The sequence below is a fragment of the Ralstonia insidiosa genome (genome assembly GCF_008801405.1).
Lineage (GTDB): Bacteria > Pseudomonadota > Gammaproteobacteria > Burkholderiales > Burkholderiaceae > Ralstonia > Ralstonia insidiosa.
In genome coordinates, this window is the sequence record NZ_VZPV01000002.1 from 580,353 (window position 1) to 600,411 (window position 20,059).

At 61.5% G+C, this 20,059-nt stretch carries 18 protein-coding genes; 7 read left to right on the forward strand and 11 right to left on the reverse strand.

What is annotated here, in order from left to right; translation table 11 throughout:
• From F7R11_RS19400 to F7R11_RS19410, 3 genes are all read right to left on the reverse strand, one after another.
• The gene (locus F7R11_RS19400; RefSeq protein ID WP_064808603.1) at positions 1-1,308 is read right to left on the reverse strand and encodes a glycosyltransferase family 2 protein; all 1,308 of its coding nucleotides are present in this window, start codon (positions 1,306-1,308) and stop codon (positions 1-3) included.
• A 54-nt stretch (positions 1,309-1,362) separates the two neighbouring features.
• Positions 1,363-2,097, reverse strand: coding sequence for a glycoside hydrolase family 16 protein (locus tag F7R11_RS19405; RefSeq protein WP_151180551.1), 735 nt, complete (start codon positions 2,095-2,097; stop codon positions 1,363-1,365).
• A 242-nt stretch (positions 2,098-2,339) separates the two neighbouring features.
• On the reverse strand, positions 2,340-3,710 hold the full coding sequence (locus F7R11_RS19410) for a nucleotide sugar dehydrogenase (protein WP_082932969.1): 1,371 nt from the start codon (positions 3,708-3,710) through the stop codon (positions 2,340-2,342).
• Positions 3,711-4,048: 338 nt separating this feature from the next.
• Here F7R11_RS19410 and F7R11_RS19415 point away from each other — a divergent pair, with 338 nt between their 5' ends.
• Positions 4,049-4,471 (forward strand): barstar family protein, encoded by a 423-nt coding sequence (locus tag F7R11_RS19415; RefSeq protein ID WP_082932995.1) that lies wholly within the window; start codon positions 4,049-4,051, stop codon positions 4,469-4,471.
• A gap of 66 nt (positions 4,472-4,537) precedes the next feature.
• Positions 4,538-5,191, forward strand: coding sequence for a glutathione S-transferase family protein (locus F7R11_RS19420; protein WP_064808599.1), 654 nt, complete (start codon positions 4,538-4,540; stop codon positions 5,189-5,191).
• 51 nt (positions 5,192-5,242) lie between these two features.
• Here F7R11_RS19420 and F7R11_RS19425 read toward each other — a convergent pair whose 3' ends face one another.
• Positions 5,243-5,890, reverse strand: coding sequence for a LysE family translocator (locus F7R11_RS19425; protein ID WP_021193129.1), 648 nt, complete (start codon positions 5,888-5,890; stop codon positions 5,243-5,245).
• Between the two features lie 103 nt (positions 5,891-5,993).
• Here F7R11_RS19425 and F7R11_RS19430 point away from each other — a divergent pair, with 103 nt between their 5' ends.
• From F7R11_RS19430 to F7R11_RS19445, 4 genes are all read left to right on the forward strand, one after another.
• The gene (locus F7R11_RS19430) at positions 5,994-6,842 is read left to right on the forward strand and encodes a LysR substrate-binding domain-containing protein (RefSeq protein ID WP_021193130.1); all 849 of its coding nucleotides are present in this window, start codon (positions 5,994-5,996) and stop codon (positions 6,840-6,842) included.
• 59 nt (positions 6,843-6,901) lie between these two features.
• Positions 6,902-7,717, forward strand: coding sequence for a HEAT repeat domain-containing protein (locus F7R11_RS19435; RefSeq protein WP_021193131.1), 816 nt, complete (start codon positions 6,902-6,904; stop codon positions 7,715-7,717).
• 237 nt (positions 7,718-7,954) lie between these two features.
• Positions 7,955-8,347, forward strand: a complete 393-nt coding sequence (locus F7R11_RS19440; protein ID WP_064808597.1) for a VOC family protein — start codon at positions 7,955-7,957, stop codon at positions 8,345-8,347.
• Between the two features lie 97 nt (positions 8,348-8,444).
• Positions 8,445-9,014 (forward strand): YdeI/OmpD-associated family protein, encoded by a 570-nt coding sequence (locus tag F7R11_RS19445; protein ID WP_064808595.1) that lies wholly within the window; start codon positions 8,445-8,447, stop codon positions 9,012-9,014.
• 101 nt (positions 9,015-9,115) lie between these two features.
• Here F7R11_RS19445 and F7R11_RS19450 read toward each other — a convergent pair whose 3' ends face one another.
• The 6 genes from F7R11_RS19450 to F7R11_RS19475 form a co-directional block, all read right to left on the reverse strand.
• A complete protein-coding gene (locus F7R11_RS19450) occupies positions 9,116-10,039 on the reverse strand; it encodes a recombination-associated protein RdgC (protein ID WP_064808594.1) in 924 nt (307 codons plus the stop codon).
• Positions 10,040-10,202: 163 nt separating this feature from the next.
• A complete protein-coding gene (mctP, locus tag F7R11_RS19455) occupies positions 10,203-11,711 on the reverse strand; it encodes a monocarboxylate uptake permease MctP (RefSeq protein ID WP_064808592.1) in 1,509 nt (502 codons plus the stop codon).
• Positions 11,711-11,890 carry a DUF3311 domain-containing protein gene (locus F7R11_RS19460; protein ID WP_064808589.1) on the reverse strand — a complete coding sequence of 60 codons (180 nt, stop codon included), beginning with the start codon at positions 11,888-11,890 and terminating at the stop codon, positions 11,711-11,713. The genes mctP and F7R11_RS19460 overlap by 1 nt, the downstream gene beginning before the upstream one ends.
• A gap of 461 nt (positions 11,891-12,351) precedes the next feature.
• Positions 12,352-15,414: an autotransporter outer membrane beta-barrel domain-containing protein gene (locus tag F7R11_RS19465; RefSeq protein ID WP_064808587.1), complete on the reverse strand. Its 3,063-nt coding sequence runs from the start codon at positions 15,412-15,414 to the stop codon at positions 12,352-12,354.
• Between the two features lie 774 nt (positions 15,415-16,188).
• A complete protein-coding gene (locus F7R11_RS19470; RefSeq protein ID WP_064809113.1) occupies positions 16,189-16,878 on the reverse strand; it encodes a glutathione S-transferase family protein in 690 nt (229 codons plus the stop codon).
• Between the two features lie 98 nt (positions 16,879-16,976).
• Positions 16,977-18,344, reverse strand: coding sequence for an MFS transporter (locus F7R11_RS19475; protein ID WP_231973420.1), 1,368 nt, complete (start codon positions 18,342-18,344; stop codon positions 16,977-16,979).
• Positions 18,345-18,482: 138 nt separating this feature from the next.
• Here F7R11_RS19475 and F7R11_RS19480 point away from each other — a divergent pair, with 138 nt between their 5' ends.
• Positions 18,483-19,208, forward strand: coding sequence for an ArsR/SmtB family transcription factor (locus tag F7R11_RS19480; protein ID WP_064808583.1), 726 nt, complete (start codon positions 18,483-18,485; stop codon positions 19,206-19,208).
• 9 nt (positions 19,209-19,217) lie between these two features.
• Here the strand turns inward: F7R11_RS19480 and F7R11_RS19485 are convergent, their stop codons facing one another.
• The gene (locus tag F7R11_RS19485; RefSeq protein ID WP_064808581.1) at positions 19,218-20,057 is read right to left on the reverse strand and encodes an OXA-22 family class D beta-lactamase OXA-574; all 840 of its coding nucleotides are present in this window, start codon (positions 20,055-20,057) and stop codon (positions 19,218-19,220) included.
• Between the last annotated feature and the right edge of the window lie 2 nt (positions 20,058-20,059).

Below are 20,059 nucleotides of genomic sequence, written 5' to 3' on the forward strand. Positions count from 1 at the left end.
CTACTTCCCCGTGGAGGTTTTATGTACTTTTTCAAGATAAAAATCAGTAACGAAACCCAGCCACTTGTACTGATTTTTTTGAACTGTATTAACCTCCCGCGTTCCCCAGACACCTACGTCAAAGGTGCACAGCGCGAGAATGGTAATGAGCAGCGAATCCATAAAGAACCAAGCGCCCGCCAAACCCGCCAGCAGTGGATACCTGATCTTGTCCGAGCCATACGCAATGTGCTTGATGAAGTGGTTGTAGGAGACTGCGGCCACCATAAACACAGAGCAGAACATCAGGAAGGCGCTCGCCACGGTGTCCAAGGCGTTGCCAATGCCGAAGACGGGGATCACCGTCACCAGATACATGGCCCAGATTACCGTGAAGAGTTCGGGCAGTACCGCCGTAAGGAGCGGGCGCGGACCCATCACGCGAAGGTGTTGCGGAAGACGGGCTAGCGTCCAGAACAGGTCTCGCAGACCTGAGCGGCGCCAGCGCAGTTGCTGCGAAAACAGCTGCGAAAGCTGGGCGGGCGCAGCAGTCCAGCATACGGCCGCTGGATTAATGATGGTCTTCCAACCGCGCATGAGGATGGCGTGCGTCATGTAGCGGTCTTCGCCATCCCGAACCTTCACCCCGAACCAGTTGCGGGTGCGGACTTCTTCCTCGACCTCCTCGAAGATTTCACGGCGAACTGCGAACAGACACCCGCTGATGCAGAACATGCTGCCTTGCACGTTCTGAAGCATTTTTCCCACCTGAAAGCTCATGAAGTAGACAAGAGCCTGCACCATCGTAAAGACGTTCTCGTTGACGTTGGTGATGCCGATATGGCCCCCGACGGCACCCACCTTGGGGTCGCAGAAGCAGGCCACCAATTCGCGAATAACGTTCTTGTCAAAGATGCAGTCGCTATCGATGCAGATAACGATCTCCCCGGTAGCTTGCTCGAGCGCGCGCGTGAGCGTGACGTGCTTCCCCGAGTTGACTGGGTTCTGGCTAATACGCAGTCGGTCCGGATTCGCTTGCTGGGCCTGCTGCAAGTACTGGTACGAGTTGTCAGTACTGCGGTCGTCGATGGCAATGATTTCAAGTTTGTCCTTGGGCCAATCCGCAACCATGATGCTGTCAATCGTCTCCAGGACGTGCGCCCCTTCGTTGTAGACGGGAAGTAGCACACTGACCTTTGGCTGGTAGCGGTAGTCACGAGGCGGACGGGCTGCCTCAGTCGTCAGGCGGACCAACAGCCCCCCACCGAACATAAAAAGGATGAGCATGATGGGCAACGAATGCCACAGAGTAAATTGCGCATCGAACATAAGGAGCTATCCGCGGTTTTCGGGATGTTTCTATAACGCTCACCGCCACCTGTTTTATTTGGCGGAGCGCATGGATTCTTCCTGACGTCGCAATCCGGACTCAGGCGTGAAGGCAAATCGTTTGACTACAAAATCGATGGGTTGGTTATTTTGTGGGGAAGCGCCTTTTACCAACCACAAATTCATGTCGATTTTGGCGTCACCCGGATCAGGGACATTCTCCGTTCGAACCCAGCGGTGAAGTATCTGACCGCTAACAGCGCTCACAGTGAATTCCACCATGCCTTTAGTCCAGTGAATCGCGTAAACGGTGTTTGATTGATTTACGTTGAACCGGCGAATATTGTCTGGATTGCCTGAAGGCTGTACAACGAACTGCGCGTTCTGGCCGGACGGCTTGCCCCAATAAGATAGTTCGACGTCCAATTCGCTGTGGCTATTCTCGGCCGAACTTCCGTAGGTAAAAAAACCAAAGACCGCCTGTCGATCCATATCAAACGGATTGGTTTCCACTTCTATCTCGTAAGTGCCATATCCCGGTGCCTGGGTCAGCATGATCTCCGAGCAAGCCCAGCCCATTGCCGCTTTTCTGATAGATAGATGGAGCTTTCCATCAACGTCCACGCTGACGAAATCAGCGGTTCCTGAAAACACATTCGGGCCAGGGCCGGCTAATTGCCCGTCTGACGAGCGGACGAGCCATCGGTAACCAGAAAAATCAAGTTCTCTTGCGGAGGCCGGCAACATCAAGAAAGCGAGCAGTCCGATGGCGCAAAGGCGGCCAAACATCAAACCCCTTGCCAATAAAGAATTGGCACGAGTAAGGCACGCAATACGGCGAAAATGAACGTGGAATTTCACTTTTTGAAATTAGTAAAAGATGCATTGCGCCAGAAGAGATATCGGCTTCGCTTCGCTTTAATGCTTTAAGCGACGAAACCCGCACTACGGAACACCATTTTTTGTAAGCCATCCCAGCCCAGCAAGAGCGTCAGCTGAAGACGGGCCACCGGGAACATCCGTTCACCAGATCACGGCCGCCACAGCACGGCGCGATCCGGGCAGGTATCCCGGTCCAGCACGGCCTTGAGATCACTCACAACGAACGACGCACCGGGCTTGGCGAGCGACTCCACCAGCGTCCAGCCACCCTCGCGGTATTCCGTGTGCGGCACGGCCAGCACGATGGCATCTGCCGGTTTGGCATCGGCCAGGCGTGTCAGGCTGAAGCCGTATTCGTGCGTCACCTCGCCGCTGTCGGCCAGTGGGTCGACAACCTGCGTGCGGATGCCCAGCGCACCGAGCTTCTTCACGATGTCGGCCACCTTGGAGTTGCGGATGTCGGGCACGTCTTCCTTGAACGTCATGCCAAGGATGGTCACGACGGTATGCGGGCCCAGCAGGTAGCACTGCGTCATGCGCCGCATGAGCTGGTCCACCACAAACTGCGACATGCTGTCGTTGGTCTCGCGCGCCGCCAGAATCAGGCTGGCATTGAAGCCGCACGAGGCCGCCTTGTGCGTCAGGTAATACGGATCCACCGAGATGCAGTGCCCGCCCACCAACCCCGGCCGGAAGTCCAAAAAGTTCCACTTGCTACGCGCAGCGGCCAGTACGTCGTGTGTGTCCACACCCAGCGTCGCCAGCAACTGAGACACCTCGTTCATCAACGCGATGTTCACGTCGCGCTGCGTGTTCTCCAGCACCTTGGCGGCCTCGGCCACCTTGATGCTCTTGGCCGGATGCACCTGCGTAACGGCGCCATACAGACGTACCAGCGCGTCGAGCGTCTCCGGTGTGTCGCCGGCCACGATCTTGGTCATCGTGGTGAGCGTGTGCACGCGGTCGCCTGGGTTGATGCGCTCGGGTGAGTAACCGACGTGGAAGTCCTTCAAGTGTTTCAGGCCGCTGTGGCGCTCCAGCAGCGGAATGCAGATCTCTTCCGTCACGCCGGGGTAGACCGTGCTTTCGTACACGACGATGGCCCCGCGCCGCATGTGCTTGCCCACCGAGATGGATGCCTGCATCACCGGGTTCAGGTCGGGAACGCGAGCCTGGTCCACCGGCGTGGGCACTGTCACGACAATGACGTCGGCCTGCCCCAGCACCGTGGCATCGGTTGTGAAGCGCGCAGCAGCTTCAAGCAACGCGTTGCTGGTGAGCTCATTGGTCCGGTCATGTCCTTCACTCAGATCCGCCACACGTGTGGCATCAATGTCGAGCCCGGTCACGGCAAAGTGCCGCGAAAATGCCACCGCCAACGGCGCGCCCACATAACCCAGGCCAACCACGGCAATCTTGATCGTTGCAGGCTCAACCGCCAGCCTGGTCGAATCCGGCCAGCGTGGTGCCGGCTTGATGAACACGCTGTCGCCAAACGCCGACTTGCCAGTCAGTGACATCGTCCTCTCCCCTCATAGGTCCAGACCGGCTACCCGAGCGCCAACCTGTTGTGATGGTTCGCCCAGACGCATTTCCGGCGGCGGCTGGCGACCAATTTTTATGAGGCGAGAATCTGCAAAGAGCGTGCCACGGCGATAGCAACATTCTGCGGATCTGATGAAAACGTTGTCATATAAGGCACGGCGGGCCGCCAAACCTGTAAGGATTGCAACGAAAAAGTGCTATGAAAAGCGCTTAAAACGTTTCGTGTTACGTAACGTCTGCCCGAGCGGGTCATGTGTGTCGTGATGAAGATCACGGAATTTGCATAATGCGGGGCGCCGGGGCGCGCGCCAGGATGAACCGTATCGCCTACCTCTTTCAGAGTAAGGTGCCTTGCTTGGGCGGCAGGATCGGCAGCCGTGGCCATAGCTTGGTGTCCACTGACAAGACGGCTCGGCTTTTGGTGAAACCTCCCCTCGGAGAACAGGCGTTGACACGCTTAGACGTTGTAGAAATCGAACTGGGTGACATCGAATCGATTGAGCAGCTCCACGAGCGACTGATGGACAAGCTGCGGTCTCCAGCTTGGTACGGAAAGAACTGGGACGCATTCTGGGATGCGATTACGGCGCTGGTAGACATGCCACACGTTCTGCGGCTCAAACACTGGGCTGAGTTCGAACGCAAGTTCCCGAGCGAGGCAAAGGTAATGGCCGATTGCCTGCACGATATGGAGAAGCAGTTTCCGTCGTACGCTGCGCGGATTGACCGTATATGACGGCGTTCAGCCAGTAACGACTGTCCCGATAGCGGAAGACCTTCACTTCGTTCAAGGAGCACGCCAATGACCCCCATCATCACTGCCTTTGAACGGTCGCCCGATGGCGGCAAGGGACTGGCGCGTGACACGCGCGTTCGCTGGGCGCTCGAAGAAGTGGGCCAACCCTATGAAGTTCGCCTTGTCTCGTTCCACGCGATGAAAGAGCCCGCACATCTGCACCTGCAGCCGTTCGGCCAGATTCCCACCTATGAGGCAGGCGATCTCGTCTTGTTCGAGACGGGCGCGATCATTCTCCATATCGCCGAGCGCCATGCGGGTCTATTGCCGGACGATGGCAATGCGCGGGCGCGGGCAATCACGTGGATGTTTGCGGCGCTCAACACCGTGGAGCCGCCGATCCTCGAACTCTCCACCGCCAAGTTTCAGGAGGGCGACAAGCCCTGGACCCAGGCGCGCCTGCCGTTGATCATGGATCGCATCCGCCATCGGCTAGACCAGCTTTCTGCCCGCCTGGGCAATGCGGATTGGCTCGATGGAGCGTTCAGCGCGGGGGATCTGCTGATGGTGTCGGTGCTGCTCAGGCTGCGGTCATCGGGCCTGCTGGATGCGTTTCCGACGCTGGCGGCCTATGTTGCTCGTGGTGAAGCGCGGCCTGCTTACCAGCGGGCTTTTGCGGCGCAGTTGGCGGTGTTCACGGGCAAGCCATCGGCTGGTTGATGAAAGGCCGCGTTGGGCCCCAGCCACGCTTCAACCGCCGCTGCACGCCGCTTAATAAACGCCCGCCAGCTTCAACGCATCGACGCACATATGTGCGCCCAGTACAGCCAGCACAGTGCCCATCGCCCAGCGTTGTGCCAGCAGCAGCCCTGGTCGACGCGATAGCAGCGTCGCCATGCTGCCGGAGCAGATTGCCACCAGGCCATTGACGGTGGCGAATGCGACGATCAATGACCCGCCAAGCGCGAGCGATTGCTTGAGAACGCTCCCGTGCTGATAGTCGATGAACTGCGGCAGCAGCGACAGAAATATCATCGCGAGCTTGGGGTTCAACAGGCTTGTGGTTGCGCCCATCATCAGCAACCTGCGCGGCTGCTCACGTGGAAGATCGCGAACCTCCAGAGGAGACCGGCCACCCGGCCGCACTGCCTGCCACGCCAGGTAGAACAGATAAGCCGCGCCCACCGCACCCAGAACGCTGCCGGCATACGGCACGCTCAGAAAGAACGCCGTGATACCGAACGCCGCCCCAAACATGTAGAAGAGGTAGCCGAGCATGACGCCCGCCAGCGAGATCAATCCCGCCGTGCGCCCTTGCGCGATCGAGCGCGACATCACGTAGACCATGTTCGGGCCTGGTGTCACGGCAAGCATGCCGCCGACTGCCAGAAATCCGTAAATTGACCCCGCACCCTGCATGTTCGTGGGCTCCTCCAAGTACTCGTTGTTCGTAGTATCGGATTCGTGTTTGCTCCAGTAAAACGAATTAAACTGAACCGATTCCTCAGGTTTTCTGACGAAAATGAAGAAGCTCGATCTGGATGTACTGGAGATGCTGGTGGCCGTTGCCGAGACGGGATCGTTTGTGCGTGGGGCGGAATCCGTGCATCGGTCACCGTCGGCGGTGAGCATGCAGATCAAGGGGCTGGAAGAAGCGCTGGGCAAGCCGCTTTTCGTGCGGAGCACCCGCAGCGTGGCGATTACCGCAGAAGGCAAAACACTGCTGGACTATGGCCGCCGCATGCTCGCGATGCGCGATGAGGCATGGGCCTCGGTCGTCCGCCCGGAGATCAAGGGCCGCGTCACAATCGGCGTTCCGGATGACTACGCCTCATCATTGCTGCCGCAGGTTTTGGGCAAGTTTGCGGTTGCGCATCCGCGTGTGGAAATCCGGGTCATCGGCCTGCCCAGCAGTGCGCTTGCTCCACTGCTCAAGGACAACACGCTGGACCTGGCCTGCATGACGAAAACGAAAGGCATTGCGGGCGAATTCGTCCGGTACGAGCCGATGGTGTGGGCCGGGTCGCCCGCAAGAAAGGTGTGGCAGGAGCGCCCGCTTCCGATTGCCGTGTTTGCGCAGGGCAGTACGGCACGTGCCTACGCCATCAGTGCGCTGCAGCGGGAAAACATCAAGTACCGGATGTCTTACGAAAGCCCCAGCCTGCTGGGCCTGATCAGCATGGTTGAAGCTGGGCTCGCCATCGCGCCGCTTGCCAGATGCAGTGTGCCGGCGCACCTTGTTCAGCTATCGCAGAATGAGGGGCTGCCGCCCCTGGATGATCTGGAGGTGGTGCTCGCCCGCAGCGCTCGGTCCGGACGGCCGCCCTGCGATTTTCTTGCTGAGCAGATCTTGGCGGAGTTGCGGAGTTGAGCGGGTTGCTTGATGACAGACATCGCCCACAGCACGCGAAATTGAAAATCGATAGCCAAATGACACTTAGCCTAAAAAGCCTCGTCGGTATGGCACTTCAAGATTGGGGGAGTGACGAGAGCTGGCAAGCAATTTCGGAACTCCAGATGCGCGGATCGCCGGAGGCACTGGCCCTTGCCCGCAGGTTGGCAAACAGTCGAAATTGTCGAAAGCGTGCGCTTGGCCTGTATATGGCGTCGCAGCTGTACCGACGCCAAAAAGGTGTTCCTTTTGGAATTGCTAAGTACGCTGTAGAAGACACACAGGAAATGCTGTTGGCGGGATTGCATGACATCAGTCTTGACGCACTTTTTGCAGCAATCTCTGGGCTTGGTCACCGGCCACACCCGCTTGCGTTGCCAGAGCTCGTCAAGTTCGCTTCGCACCCCAACCAAAGAGTTCGCTTTGAAGTTGCAGTTGCGTTGGGCGGCTATCCCGAGCCTGACGCAGTTGATGCGTTGTTACGCCTTGCCAAAGACGACTCAGATGCTGTTCGTGACTGGGCCACGTTTGGAATTGGCTCCATGCACGAGGTGGATAGTCAAAGGATCCGCGATCTGCTATGGGACAACCTCCAAGACACGGACGAGGATGTTAGAGGTGAAGCACTGGTCGGTTTGGCCATTCGCAAAGATGAAAGAGTCATCCCGGTTCTACTGAAACAGCTGGACACGAACTGCCGTGCGTATGAACTGAGTGCTTCGGAAGCGATTGGAAGTCCGCATCTGTTGGAGCGCCTCAATGCAATAAGGGACTCAGTAGCCAACGAAAACAACATTCGCTCACATTGGTATGGTTGCCTCTTGGACGCAATCGATGCGTGCGGTAGGAAATAGTCGAGGACTTCTCGGATGCGTCCGAACGTCTGGTGCGGAGAGACGTGAGCGCCATGCTTGGCGCGAAAATGATCGCTGACTGCTCAGTACGCGAGCGGCGACTTTCTGCCACCAAGAAACATCCAGCGCTATCTACGTAGATGAGACATCGCCCAGCACTACAACATCATTTCCAAGGCGCCGGAAAGCCCTGGAATGCCTGAATAAATCACACAACCCGCCTCTGGAGTTGCCAACATGCCTGCATCCGGAACAGATCTGCGCTCGTTCTCTTTTGTGCTTGCAGTACCCGATCTTCAGCGGAGCGCCCACTATTTTCGTGACGCTCTTGGGTTTCAGCTTGCGTGGCCTGAAGGTTCAGATTGGCAACTCGCGACACGAAATGGTGTACGCATCATGATGGGGCACTGCCCTGACGCACTTCCACCTTCCGCAACCGGCGACCATAGCTATTTCGGCTATCTCGAAGTGGACGATGCGGATGCGCTTCACAACGAGTTTGTCAGCAACGGCGCCATCATTCTTCAGGCCCCGGCCGACAAAGCGCATGGCATGCGGGAGTTTGTTGTGGCAACGCCGGACGGGCACCGTATGGTGGTGGGACAAGATCTGTCCGGGAAAGACGAGTAAAGCATCAGGCCCAAGGTCATTGCCAGGAATCTCGCCCTAACACCCACTCCAGCGGACTCTCGGTGCAGACGCTGAACAAACTCGTTGGCCTAGTGAGATGCACAGCCCAAAACTCACGTTCAGCAATCAGGAAGCCTGGGAAGCCTGGCTCGAAGCCAACGCAGAGGCTGTGCCCGGTGTCTGGCTTCGCATCGCCAAGCGATCTGCCGACCAATCCACCGTGTCTTATGTACAGGCACTTGAGAGCGCGCTTTGCTACGGGTGGATTGATGGGCAGAAGCAAGCGGAAAACGAGCACTACTGGCTACAGCGATTTACGCCTCGAACCGCCAAAAGCATCTGGTCCAAGATCAACAAGGCAAAAGCCGAGGTATTGATCTCCGCCGGAAGGATGCGGCCCGCGGGGCTTCGTGCAATCGATCAAGCCAAGCGCGACGGGCGTTGGGAGGCTGCCTATTCATCTGCGAGTACATCGACCGTGCCCGATGACCTGCAGCAGGCGCTCGATGCCAACCCGAAGGCAAAGCAATTCTTCGCCACCCTGAACAGCCAGAACCGGTTCGCCATTCTGTTCAGAATCCAGAACGTGAAGAAGGCCGAAACGCGTGCAAGGAAAATCGCTCAGTTCGTTGACATGCTGAACAATGGCGAAAGGCTCCACCCGTAGCATTCCCCCAAAACAGACGGTCCGGCACCTCCTGGCGCCAGCCCCTGTCTTTGCTGCAGATGCGCGAGTGCGCTAGCTGGAACACCGAAAGCCGACGGGTTTCAGGCTGCTGCGGCCAGTTGCGCCGCATCTTGCGGATCGCCGCCCAGAATGTCGACCAGATCGGTCAGCATCCGCGCCAGCTCACCCGTCATCAGGGCAACGTCCGAATCGAAGCGTTCGTCGTCGTTTTGCGCGGTGGGGTCTGCCGCCTCCTTGATCACGTCGAGCGGCGTGACGCGCTTGATCGTGAGCGATGGCGTCAGCAGGAAAGAGACGCGGTCATCCCAGGTCATAGCGAGGCGCATGCATTGTTTGCCGGCCTCGATGTGCCGCCGCATGTCGTCCGCTTCCAGCGCGTGGCCGACGTATCGCACCGTGGCGCCGCCTTCTCCGGTGGAGCGCAGCTCAGCGTCCTGGTCTACGGTGAATCCGCCCGGGGCCTCGCCGGACAGCAGCCACTCCGTCATCGCGGCAACCGGTGAGTGCGCCACATGCACGTTGGCGAGCGGCAGCTGGTCGATCGATTTCACAAGCAGGCCGCGAACCTCGTCGGCAACCGTCTGAGAAGCGGCATCGATGACGAGCCAGCCGTTGACGGGGTCGATCCACACCCGGGTATCGCGGCGGATGCTGAACGCGCGCGGCAGCAACTCGTCGGTCACCTGCTCCTTGAGTTCGCGCAGTTGCTTGCGCCCGGGCTTGAAGCCCTGCTGCTCTTCCATTTCAAGCGCGCGGGCTTTGGTCACCTGATTGACCACCGATGCCGGAAGCAGCTTCTTCTCAGCGCGAAACGTCAGCAGCATCTGCCGGTTGATCGAGTACACGAGCGCGCCGTCGTCGCGGGGCGATGCCCATCCGAAGCTCTGCTTCTCGACGCTGTTGCCCGGTTGGAACGCATGGGGCGCCAACCATTGTTCAAGCTGATCAGGGGTAACGGCCCAAGGTGCCGGAAGACGATGAAGCTGGAGATTCTTGAACCACATGGCAGGGAGGGGAGTCCGGGCAAAGTCCGCGATTTTAAATGACGCGGCGCTCCCGGGCCCATTGCTGCCATTCCGACTGCGGCCGCGCACCAAGCAAAAGGGGCCGGCACCCCTCGGTACCGGCCCCTTCTTCTTCGTTACTGCAGATGCGCTAGCGCACCAATCAGCTCGGCTGACGCACAGCGTGCGTGGCTTCCCCACGCTTGCCAAAAATCACCTGCACCACCACAGCCACGACAATGTTGAACACCAGCGCCGCCAGGCCCGTGTAGACGGTGTACTTGTCACCGCCAATCACGAAGGTGTGCACCGGCTTGATGCCGTCGGAAAACGCCAGCCAGCTGCCGCTGATCATGCCTGCCGCCCAGCCCGCCAGCAGCGCCGGTGCGCGGAAGCGGTTGGAGATGTTGAACAGCCCAAACACCACCGATGGGAAGGTCTGCACGATCCACACGCCGCCCAGCAGTTGCAGGTCCAGCGCAAACTTGGTGGGCAGGAACAGGATGAACACCAGCGCGCCCGCCTTGACGATCAGCGAGATCACCTTGGCCACCTTCTCTTCGCCGGCCGGCGTGAGATCGGGGGTCACGTAGGGCTTCCAGAAGTTGCGCGTGAACAGGTTGGCCGCACCAATCGACATGACCGCCGCCGGCACCAGCGCGCCAATGGCGATGGCCGAGAACGCAAACCCCGTGAACCAGCTCGGGAACAACGCGTTGAACAGCGCGGGCACCACATCGTTGTTGTTGGTGACCTTGACGCCTGCCGCATAGGCCATGAAGCCCAGCAGCGCAATCAAACCCAGCAGCACGGTGTAGGCCGGCAGGAACACGGCGTTCTTGCGGATGGTGTCTGCACTGCGCGCCGCAAAGATGCCGGTGAGCGTGTGCGGATACATGAACGCCGCCAACGCCGAGCCAATGGCCAGCGTGGCAAACGGCAGGAACTGTGCAGACTTGAGCGTCAGACCTGTCGCCCCACCCTTGAGGGCAAACGCGTCATGCGCCGAGGCAAACACCGCACCGTAGCCGCCCAGCTTGGCCGGCACCAGCACCACCGCCACCAGCACCACGATGTAGATCATGATGTCTTTGACGAAGGCGATGAGCGCCGGAGCGCGCAGCCCGGCCGAGTACGTGTACAGCGCCAGGATCACGAACGCAGCGGCCAGCGGCAGCTCGCCCGTCAGACCCAGCGCCTTGATCACGACCTCCATGCCGATAAGCTGCAGTGCGATGTAGGGCATGGTCGCCACCACGCCCGTCAGCGCCACCGCAAACTCCAGCGAGCGCGAGCCGTAGCGGCCGTACACGGCATCTGCCGCCGTCACGTGGCCGTTGGCAGCCGCCACCTTCCACAGCTTGGGCATGATCAGGAACACGATCGGGTACACCAGGATCGTGTACGGCAGCGCGAAGAAGCCATACGCGCCCACCGCATACACCAGTGCCGGCACAGCGATCACGGTGTAGGCGGTGTAGAAATCGCCGCCCACCAGGAACCACGTGATCCAGGTGCCGAAGTTGCGGCCGCCCAGGCCCCATTCGTCAATATGCGCGCCCTTGTCAGACTGCCCACGCTGCCAGCGCGAGGCGATGAAGCCCAGCACCGTGACCAGCGCAAAGAAGAAGACGAAGACCGAGAGCGCAGTCCAGTTGATCTGTCCGTCCATCATTCTTCTCCTTTGCTTTGACCGTTCTTGAAGACGATCCAGATCAGCGCCGAGGTGATCGGCACCCACAGGAACTGGTACCAGTAGAAGAACGGAAAGCCGAAGAGCGCGGGCGTTTCCTGGTTATAGAACGGCACCCACAGCAGGCCGATGAATGGCAATGCGAGCAAGAACTTCATGGGTTGTCTCCTGATGCTCGAGGGACTTCGGTTGTTGTTGTGAAGCGGTGAGGCGCCACGCATGTCGCGTGACGGTCGGAATGCTGAGGAAGTGCTTTCCGTCGTTTTTGTTATCCGGCGCACTGTGATCGCAGCATCCTCGCCATGCCATCCGCACCTGTACGCACTCACCACACGTAGCACTACCTAGTAAGCGTAGGCTTTTCGTGTGAAATAACCAATCGCTAAGGTTGGCGCGGGTTTCCTAGGGTTTCCACGAATTCCAGCGTCATGTCTTGCGCACCGGATGCGTGAGAAAAACGCGCAAGCCAGCCATCGCACCGCGTGGCACCAAGCAAAACGGGGAGCCGCCGGCATAGGCCGGGGCTCCCCGTTTTGGGTTGTGGCATTGCAGCAGAACCCCCGGCGCGACCGGGGGTATTCAGGCTGCGCGTGTTACAGCCGGTTTCAGTGCACTCGCATTACCAGTTCCAGCGCAGACCGAGCTTGCCGTCGTAGCCGTGCAGGCGGCCATCGGTGCTGATCTGGTAGCCCACGCTGGCATAGAACGATGCCGTGCGCGTGAACTGCGCCGTCACGCCGGCCTGCAGGTCGACCACGGTGGCGGGCATGCTCGAGGTGAACGGCACCCAGCCGTTGGCCGACGAGAACGACGTCGTGGTCGTGCCACGGAACTCCTGCCACACGCTTGCCCGGAACCACGTCGAACGCGGACGCTCGGGCGTGTCGCCCCAGTCCTTCGCCACACGCACGCCCACACGGCCCAGCAACGATTGCGCGTTGCCAAAGTGCACCTGCGCTGCCGGGTCTGCGCCATCGGCCAGCCCAATGTTCTGATAGATCAACTGCGCCTGCGGCTCGATGCGCCAGCGGTTCTCCAACGCAATCGGGTACCCCGTTTCCAGCGACAGGGCATAGCCCAGGCCATGCGAGGTCAACCCAGCCATGCGCGTCGGCGACGACGTCACGTCGTAGCGCGTGCCCTGCGCAACCGCGTCGACGTACCAGTCATTCGGGCTGAAGTGCGTCCAGTAGACACCCACCGTGGTGGCGTTGATAGCGTTGCTGCCAGCGTCGGTGCCGTCAGCGTGCGTCACGTCGCCGGTGATGCGGCCGGTGGAGAACATCACGCCAGCGTGGTCGCGGCTGTTGTCGGCGTTCTGCGCGCGATAGACATCGCCACCGAGCTGCACGGCGGCCAGCTTGTAGTCGAATGCGGGGCCGTCGGCACCGTAGATGCCGCCGTCCGACATGCGGCTGCCCTTCTGGCCGATCACGCGTGCCCAGGCACCGTTGAAGGCCTTGTCGCCATCTTTGCCCCCACTTGGCACACCAGTGCGCAGCAGGGTTTCATCCCCCACGCGCTCGTGCAGCGTGTCGAGCATGGCGCGGCTGTACATGAGGGCCATCGACGGCACGGCGGTGTACAGCGACACCTCGGGCCGGTAGTTCGGCACCTCGGGCGTTGGCGTGGTGCCAGTGCCGCCGCCGTTCGGGTCCGGGGTCACGTTTGGTGTGGGCGGGTTCGGGTCCGGGTCCGGGGTCACGTTCGGCGTGGGGTCCGGGTTCGGAGCCGGACGTGTCGAACGCAGATACCAGCTATCCGCCGCACCATTGCCACCGCGATGCAGCGTGTACTCATACGGTCCGGCAACCACCGGTGCGCCCAGTGCAAACGCACCCGCCTGCGTGGTCGCGCCATTGATGGCCACCACGACCGGAATGCCGTTGCCCGTGGTCTGTGCACCCGCGCCGCCCACGTTGGTGATACGCACGGCTGTGTTGCCCGCAGCGCCACCACCCGACAGCACGAGTTGGTCGGTCGGCGAGTTGTCGGCGCCCAGTTGCGTGTTGAGCGCCAGCGTGCCGCCCGCGCCCATGAAACCGCCGTTGACTGCCAAACGATTGCCTACGCCCGCGCCGCCAACCTGCATCAGGCCCGTATTGAACAGCGCACCGTTGATGGTGAAGGTGCCGGTGCCTACACCGGTACCCGCCAGCGACGGCACGGCATCGGCCACGGCCAGCGTGCCGTCGTTACGCACGCTGCCACTTACGCTGCCATAGCCGCCCAGCGTGGCGCCGCTGTTGACCAGCGTCGAACCCGCCAGCGAGGCATTGCCGTGCGTGGCATCGCCCACCACCAGCGTGCCGGCCGCAACGGTCGTGCCGCCACCAACGCTGTTGTTGCCGTTGAGGGTCAGCACACCGCTGCCGAGCTTGGTGAGCGCGCCGCTGCCCGTAATGCCCTGCGACAGCGTCGACGAGAAGCCTTGCGTATCGATCGTGCCGCCGCCCGCGTTGAGCGTGACAGCACGCGTGCCGGCCAGATCGAGATTCTGGTTCAGTTGCAGCGTACCGCCGTTGAACGACAGCCCACCGATGGCCGCACCCAGCGCGTTGTCTGCGCTGATGGCCACGGTGCCGCCGTTGATGCTGGTGCCGCCGGCATACGTATTGCCACCAGCAGCCGTGGGCGCCAGCGTGAGGGTGCCGGCGCCCGTCTTCTCGACCGCACCCGCACCGGAGATCAGCCCCGCGTAGGTGCCAGCATCCGGCTGGTCAAAGCGCACGAGGCCGTTGTTGACGATGGTCGGCATCAAGCTCTGCGCGCGGCCTTGCAGTGTGCCTGCCGCATCCACGGTGATGTTGCCGGTGTAGGCGGCGTTGTTGCCGGTGAGGATGAGCGTGCCCTGTTGCACGGTGGCGTTCTGCACGCCGCTCACGGTGCCCGTCAGCGTCCAGGTGCCGGTGTCGTTCTTGATGAGGGTCTGGAAGTTGCTGATGTTGCCGGGCAGTGCGCTATCGCCCGTGCCGCTCAGGTAGATCGTGTTGGAGCCGCCGCCGCCATTGAAATTGCCGGTGATGGTCGAGCCCGTGTACAGGCGCAGCGTGTCGTCGCCACCCGCAAACACGAGGTTGCCGCGCACGATGCCCTTGTTGGTGAAATCCACGCTGGCGTTGCCCGCGCTGCCGATCACGTTGCCGGGCGCCTGGATCACGCCCGTCTCGTTGTTGATGATGGTGTTGCTGCCGCTCAGGTTGTCGAACCAAATGGCCGCAGCGTTGTTCGCGCGGATCGTCCCGTTGTTGATGACGGTGTTGCCCGACCCCATCACGTTGACGGCCTCGCCGTTGTTCTGACGGCCGTTGGACAGCACGCTGCCGCCCTCGGCCACCGTGAGCGTGCCGTTGTTGCGGAACTCGATCGTGTTGTTGCCGGTGTTGAACAGGCCCGGGCCGCTGCTCGCGTTGTTGCTGACGGTGGCGCCACCCTGCACGTTGATGTTGGCGTTGTCGCGCAGGCTGATGGCGTTGGCGCTACCCACGCTGATCGTGCTGCCGGTCTGCACCGTCACCGTACGGTTGTCTTCAACGGCCTTGTTGCCGGTGCCGACAGTTTGCGTCCAGGGGTTGGGGGCGGTGGCATCGCACGTGGTGGTGGTGCCCGTGGTGGTGCAGGCGGCCTGAGCCTCCAGCCCGTACAGTGCCAGCGGCGAAGCCACTAGCGCGATGGAAAGCATGCGTTGCCGCTTGCGGCGGCGTAAGGATGTCGTCGGCATAATGATTCCCCGTGCCGGCGCCGCCGACGACATCCCCGCATACCGCGCCCATGCCGGACCCGACACACCAAGCTTCGTCAGCGGAGCAGACACCGCTCCGAGAAAACAATGGGTGGATGGATGGAAACGAACTTCCCCGTTCGTTGCCGCCTTGCAACCGGCACGCAGATCACGGTGCCGGGCAAGCGGGCGGGCCACTCTGATGGCGGCTCCAGCCCGCAAACGATTCAGTTGCACGGCCCCGGTGGGTGTGCAGGCGACACTGATTCGTCGATGGAGTGCATTGTGGGCGACCCCGACCCACGGAAATTCAACAAATGTAAAAATACTGCTCAGGCAGATAAGTGATCGCGGAGATACGCAGAGTTGCCGTCTTGCACGTTCAACTCGCTCTGTTCAAGCGTTTTTATTGGGTCCGATTCAGACGCTTGTTTTATTTTTATTTCACTGATTGTTCGCCGATATTTTTAATGATTTCTAAGGCGATATTGGATTCGTATTATTTTCCACAAATCGTTTGCGACCTCTCGCAAACCCTTACCAGCAAAGGACCAGGCGCAACCGATTGCGTATAACTAAGCACCCATTTACTTAGAGTGATCCCTCCAAAAACCACCGTTTTTTAATATTCTTTTCAATCTCAAAAAATGAACTCTTGTAATGTCGTTTCACCAACTGGATTGTGCATCCCACTTAGCCCGGCATTCCCCTCGCCGGGTATTTTTTTTGTGGGCCTCAATTGACCGTACCTGCGACCGTGCGTCGCGACAATGCGGAGCCTCGTGTCAGTAGGAATGTGCGTAGACGCGCGGCGTAGTCTGCACTGACGGCATCGCGCACGGAGGGTCGAGCCGCCAGTGCGCGGCGCCATGTACCGACGTTCGGCAGGTCATCCAACACGCCAAACGCATCGATCGTGTCGAACACGTCGAAGTAGCGGAACACGGGTCCGAACACGGCATCGACCATGCAAAAGCGTGCGCCATCAAAGTAAGGGCCGTCGCCCAACTCGGCCTCCAGTTGCGTAAAGCGCCGACGCAGGTCTAGGGCACGCGCAGCAAGCGCTGCATCATCCGGCGCGTTATAGAACGCAGCAATGCCGTTCAGCACGGCGGAACCGAACTCCATCCATGCGCGATGCTGTGCGCGGGCGAGCGGCGCCTCGGGGTGCAGGCGTGGTGCTTCGGGCCGTGTCTGGGCTTCATCCAGGTATTCGCAGATGACGGCGGATTCGAAGATGGGCGTGTCACCCGCCAATAGCACGGGCGTCTTGCCCAGCGGCGAGATACGCAGAAACCAGTCGGGCTTGTCTGCGAGGTCGATGTCGCGACGCGTGAACGGCACGCCTTTCTCGTGCAGGACGATGGCGGCGCGCTGCACGTATGGGCACAGCGGATGGCTGACGAGGGTGAGTTGCAATGGCATGGGCGGCTCCAGAGTGTGGATGTCCAGTCGACTGTAGAGCCGCGCCCGCGCCGCGAGAATGCGCGACGCTGCAAAGCGTGCATGCGCCAGCGCAATGCTCAGCGGCGCGCGGCACCGTGCAACCAGGCCACGGCAGCGCACACGAGCTGCACCATGCCCCCACTCAGCATCGCCATGCGCAAGCCCTGCGTACCGCCACCGCACACGGCGTACACCGTACCCAGAATCGCCACACCCAGCGTCGCGCCACTCATGCGCGCCACGTTGACGAGCGCAGACGCCGTGCCCGAACGCTCCGGCCCCACCGCACCCACCGCGGTGTTCATCAACGGCCCGGTGGCAAAGCCCATGCCGAGCCCGGTCAGCGCCAGCCCGATCGCTGTCGGCACGATGGACGCGTCACCAGCAAACGCGCCCAGCGTGAGCAAACCCAGCGCGATGATGCCCACGCCGCCGGCCATCGCCAACCGCGCGCCAAAGCGACGTACCACCACGCCCGAGGTGGGCGACACCACCATGAACACCACGGCCATCGGCATCAACGCAATGCCCGCGCCGGTCACGCTCAGGCGCCCGGTGCTTTGCCACATCAACGGCAGCAGGAAGAGCGCGCCGTACATGCCGAAGGTCATGCCTGCCGTGGCGACCACGGCGCCCCGGAAGTGCCGGATGCGGAAGAGATCCAGCGGCACCAGCGCGGCACTGCCATGACGCGCTTCAACATGGATGAACCACACAAGCGCACCAAGGGCCACCGCCAGCACGCAGACAGCCAAGCGCCAGTCCTGATGCGCTTCAATGGCGGCCAACGCCAAGCCGCCCAGCACGATGGCGCCCAGCACTTGCGCCAATGCATCGAAGCGGCGGCGCGTGGCATCCGACGATTCCGGCACTACGCGCAGGGCCAGCACCATGGCGGCCACGCTCACCGGCACCACGACCCAGAACACCGAACTCCAGCCGAAGTGCGTGACGAGCAATCCGCCCACCGTCGGGCCGATCGTCATGGCCAGGCCGTTGCACGCCGCCCAGACACCCAGTGCGTGCCCACGCTCGACCGGGTCACGCCACACCACCCGCAGGATCGCCAATGACGCCGGCAGCATCAGCGATGCCCCCAACCCAGCCAGCGCCCGCGCGCCAATCAACCAGTTGATCGAGGGCGCCAGCGCGCACAGCACGGAGGCCACCGAAAACACCACTGCTCCCGACACGAACGCGCGCCGCCGTCCGTACAGATCGGCGAGCAGGCCACCGGTGAGCAGCAGCGTGGCATAGGCGAGGTTATAAGCGTCAATCACCCACTGCAGCGGGCCGACGCCCGCATGAAAGAACTGGCCGATCGGGCGTACGGCCAGGTTGACCACCGCGGTGTCGATCTGCGCGACCAGCACGGCCATGGACAACACGCACAGCACCAGCCGTTTGCGCGGCACGGCGTTCGGGTGCACGTGCTGCAGCGTCATGCCATCCATCTTCGGGCTCCAAGGGATATCGAAACGATGGCCCCAGCGTAGTGCCGGCACCCCACACGACGTTTCGATGCGTGTCGAAGCATCGCGGCACGGGCGTCCCTAGAATGGGCACATGACGAGGAGTCCGACATGTCGCATCTGAACAGCTTTTCCGGCACGGCCTTCCTGATTGCCGACCCGGCACGGGCTGCCATGCTCACCGCGCTGCTCGACGGGCGCGCGCTACCAGCGGGCGAACTGGCGCATGCCGCCGGCGTCACTGCGCAGACGGCCAGCACGCACCTGGCCAAGCTGCTCGACGGCGGCCTGCTGGCGGTGGAAACGGAAGGGCGGCACCGGTATTTCCGGCTGGCCGGTGGGCATGTGGCGCAAGTGCTGGAGCACCTTGCCGCCATCACGCCAACGGCGGCCGTGCGGCGGACCGCACCCAGCCCCAAGGCGCGCGAACTGGGCTTTTGCCGCTGTTGCTACGACCACCTTGCCGGGCAGGTTGGGGTGGCCGTCACGCAGGCGCTGCAATCGCGTGGCTATCTGCTGCCGATGCCCGACAAGCAATACGAGATCAGTACAGCAGGCGTGATCTGGTTTGGCGACATGGGGCTCGACGTGGGCGGCATCCGCTCAACACGGCGCGGGCTGGCGCGGCAATGCCTGGATTGGACCGAACGCACGCATCACCTGGCCGGGCCGCTGGGTGTGCAGTTCCTGCATCGACTGTGTGACGCAGGCTGGATGCTGCGTTCGCGCAACTCACGCGCGGTGCTGGTCACGCCCAAGGGCTGGCAGGAGCTGCACCAGCGCCTGGGCGTGGATGAAGCGACGGTGCGTAGCGAGGCCGAGCACCGTCATGCATGACCCCGAGGTTCAGTGGCTCGCAAGGGCCAGCACTTCCGGCAGGCGCGCCAGCAGCGCATCGCGCGAGCGCAAGCCCCCCGATGTCGGCTCAAGCTTGTCGTCCTGGATCAGGTTCGCAAACACGTAGGTCCGACTGTCGTCACCCGTGCCCTTCTTCGCCCAGCCGACAAACCAGCCATAAGCGTGTGCCTGATCCCACGTGCCATCGGGCGACGTATTGCCGGGGCCCGGCCCAGCAGTGCCCGTTTTGCCCTGCACAGCCCAGCCACCCGGCACCGGCCAGGTCTGCACCGTACGGTCCACCATCTCATACGTATGCGCAGACACCGGCAACTGGCGGTTGACGATCTTGCGCATGAAGCCCACCTGCTCCTCCGGCGAGATCTTCAGCGACGAGGTGATCCACGAGCGGTCCAGGCCGTTGTTCTTCCCCGGATCGCCGCTCGCGTCCATGTTGCCGTAGTCGAATTTGCGCAGATACGCATGCAGCGTCTGCGCACCCATCGCATGCGTGATGCGCTGCGAATACCAGACCACGGAGTACTTGAGCCACAGCGTGGGGTCGATGGGCTGGTGCCAGGCCTCGCCACCCCAATCGGGGTCGCCAGCCTTCATGTGCTCGATGGGGGTGTGCTCGTCCCTCAGGAAACCGTGGTCGTAGCCCATGACCGCCAGCGCCAGCTTGAAGGTGGACGCAGGCGTGACGCGTTCGGCGCACTGGCCTTCGTGCAGAACAACCTTGCCGGTGGCGGCATCGGCAACGATCGTGCAGATCGTGCGCTCGGCATGGGCAAAGGTGGCAAGCGCGGCCAGCAGGGCGCCGGTCGCGGCGTGGCGGAGTTTCATCATCG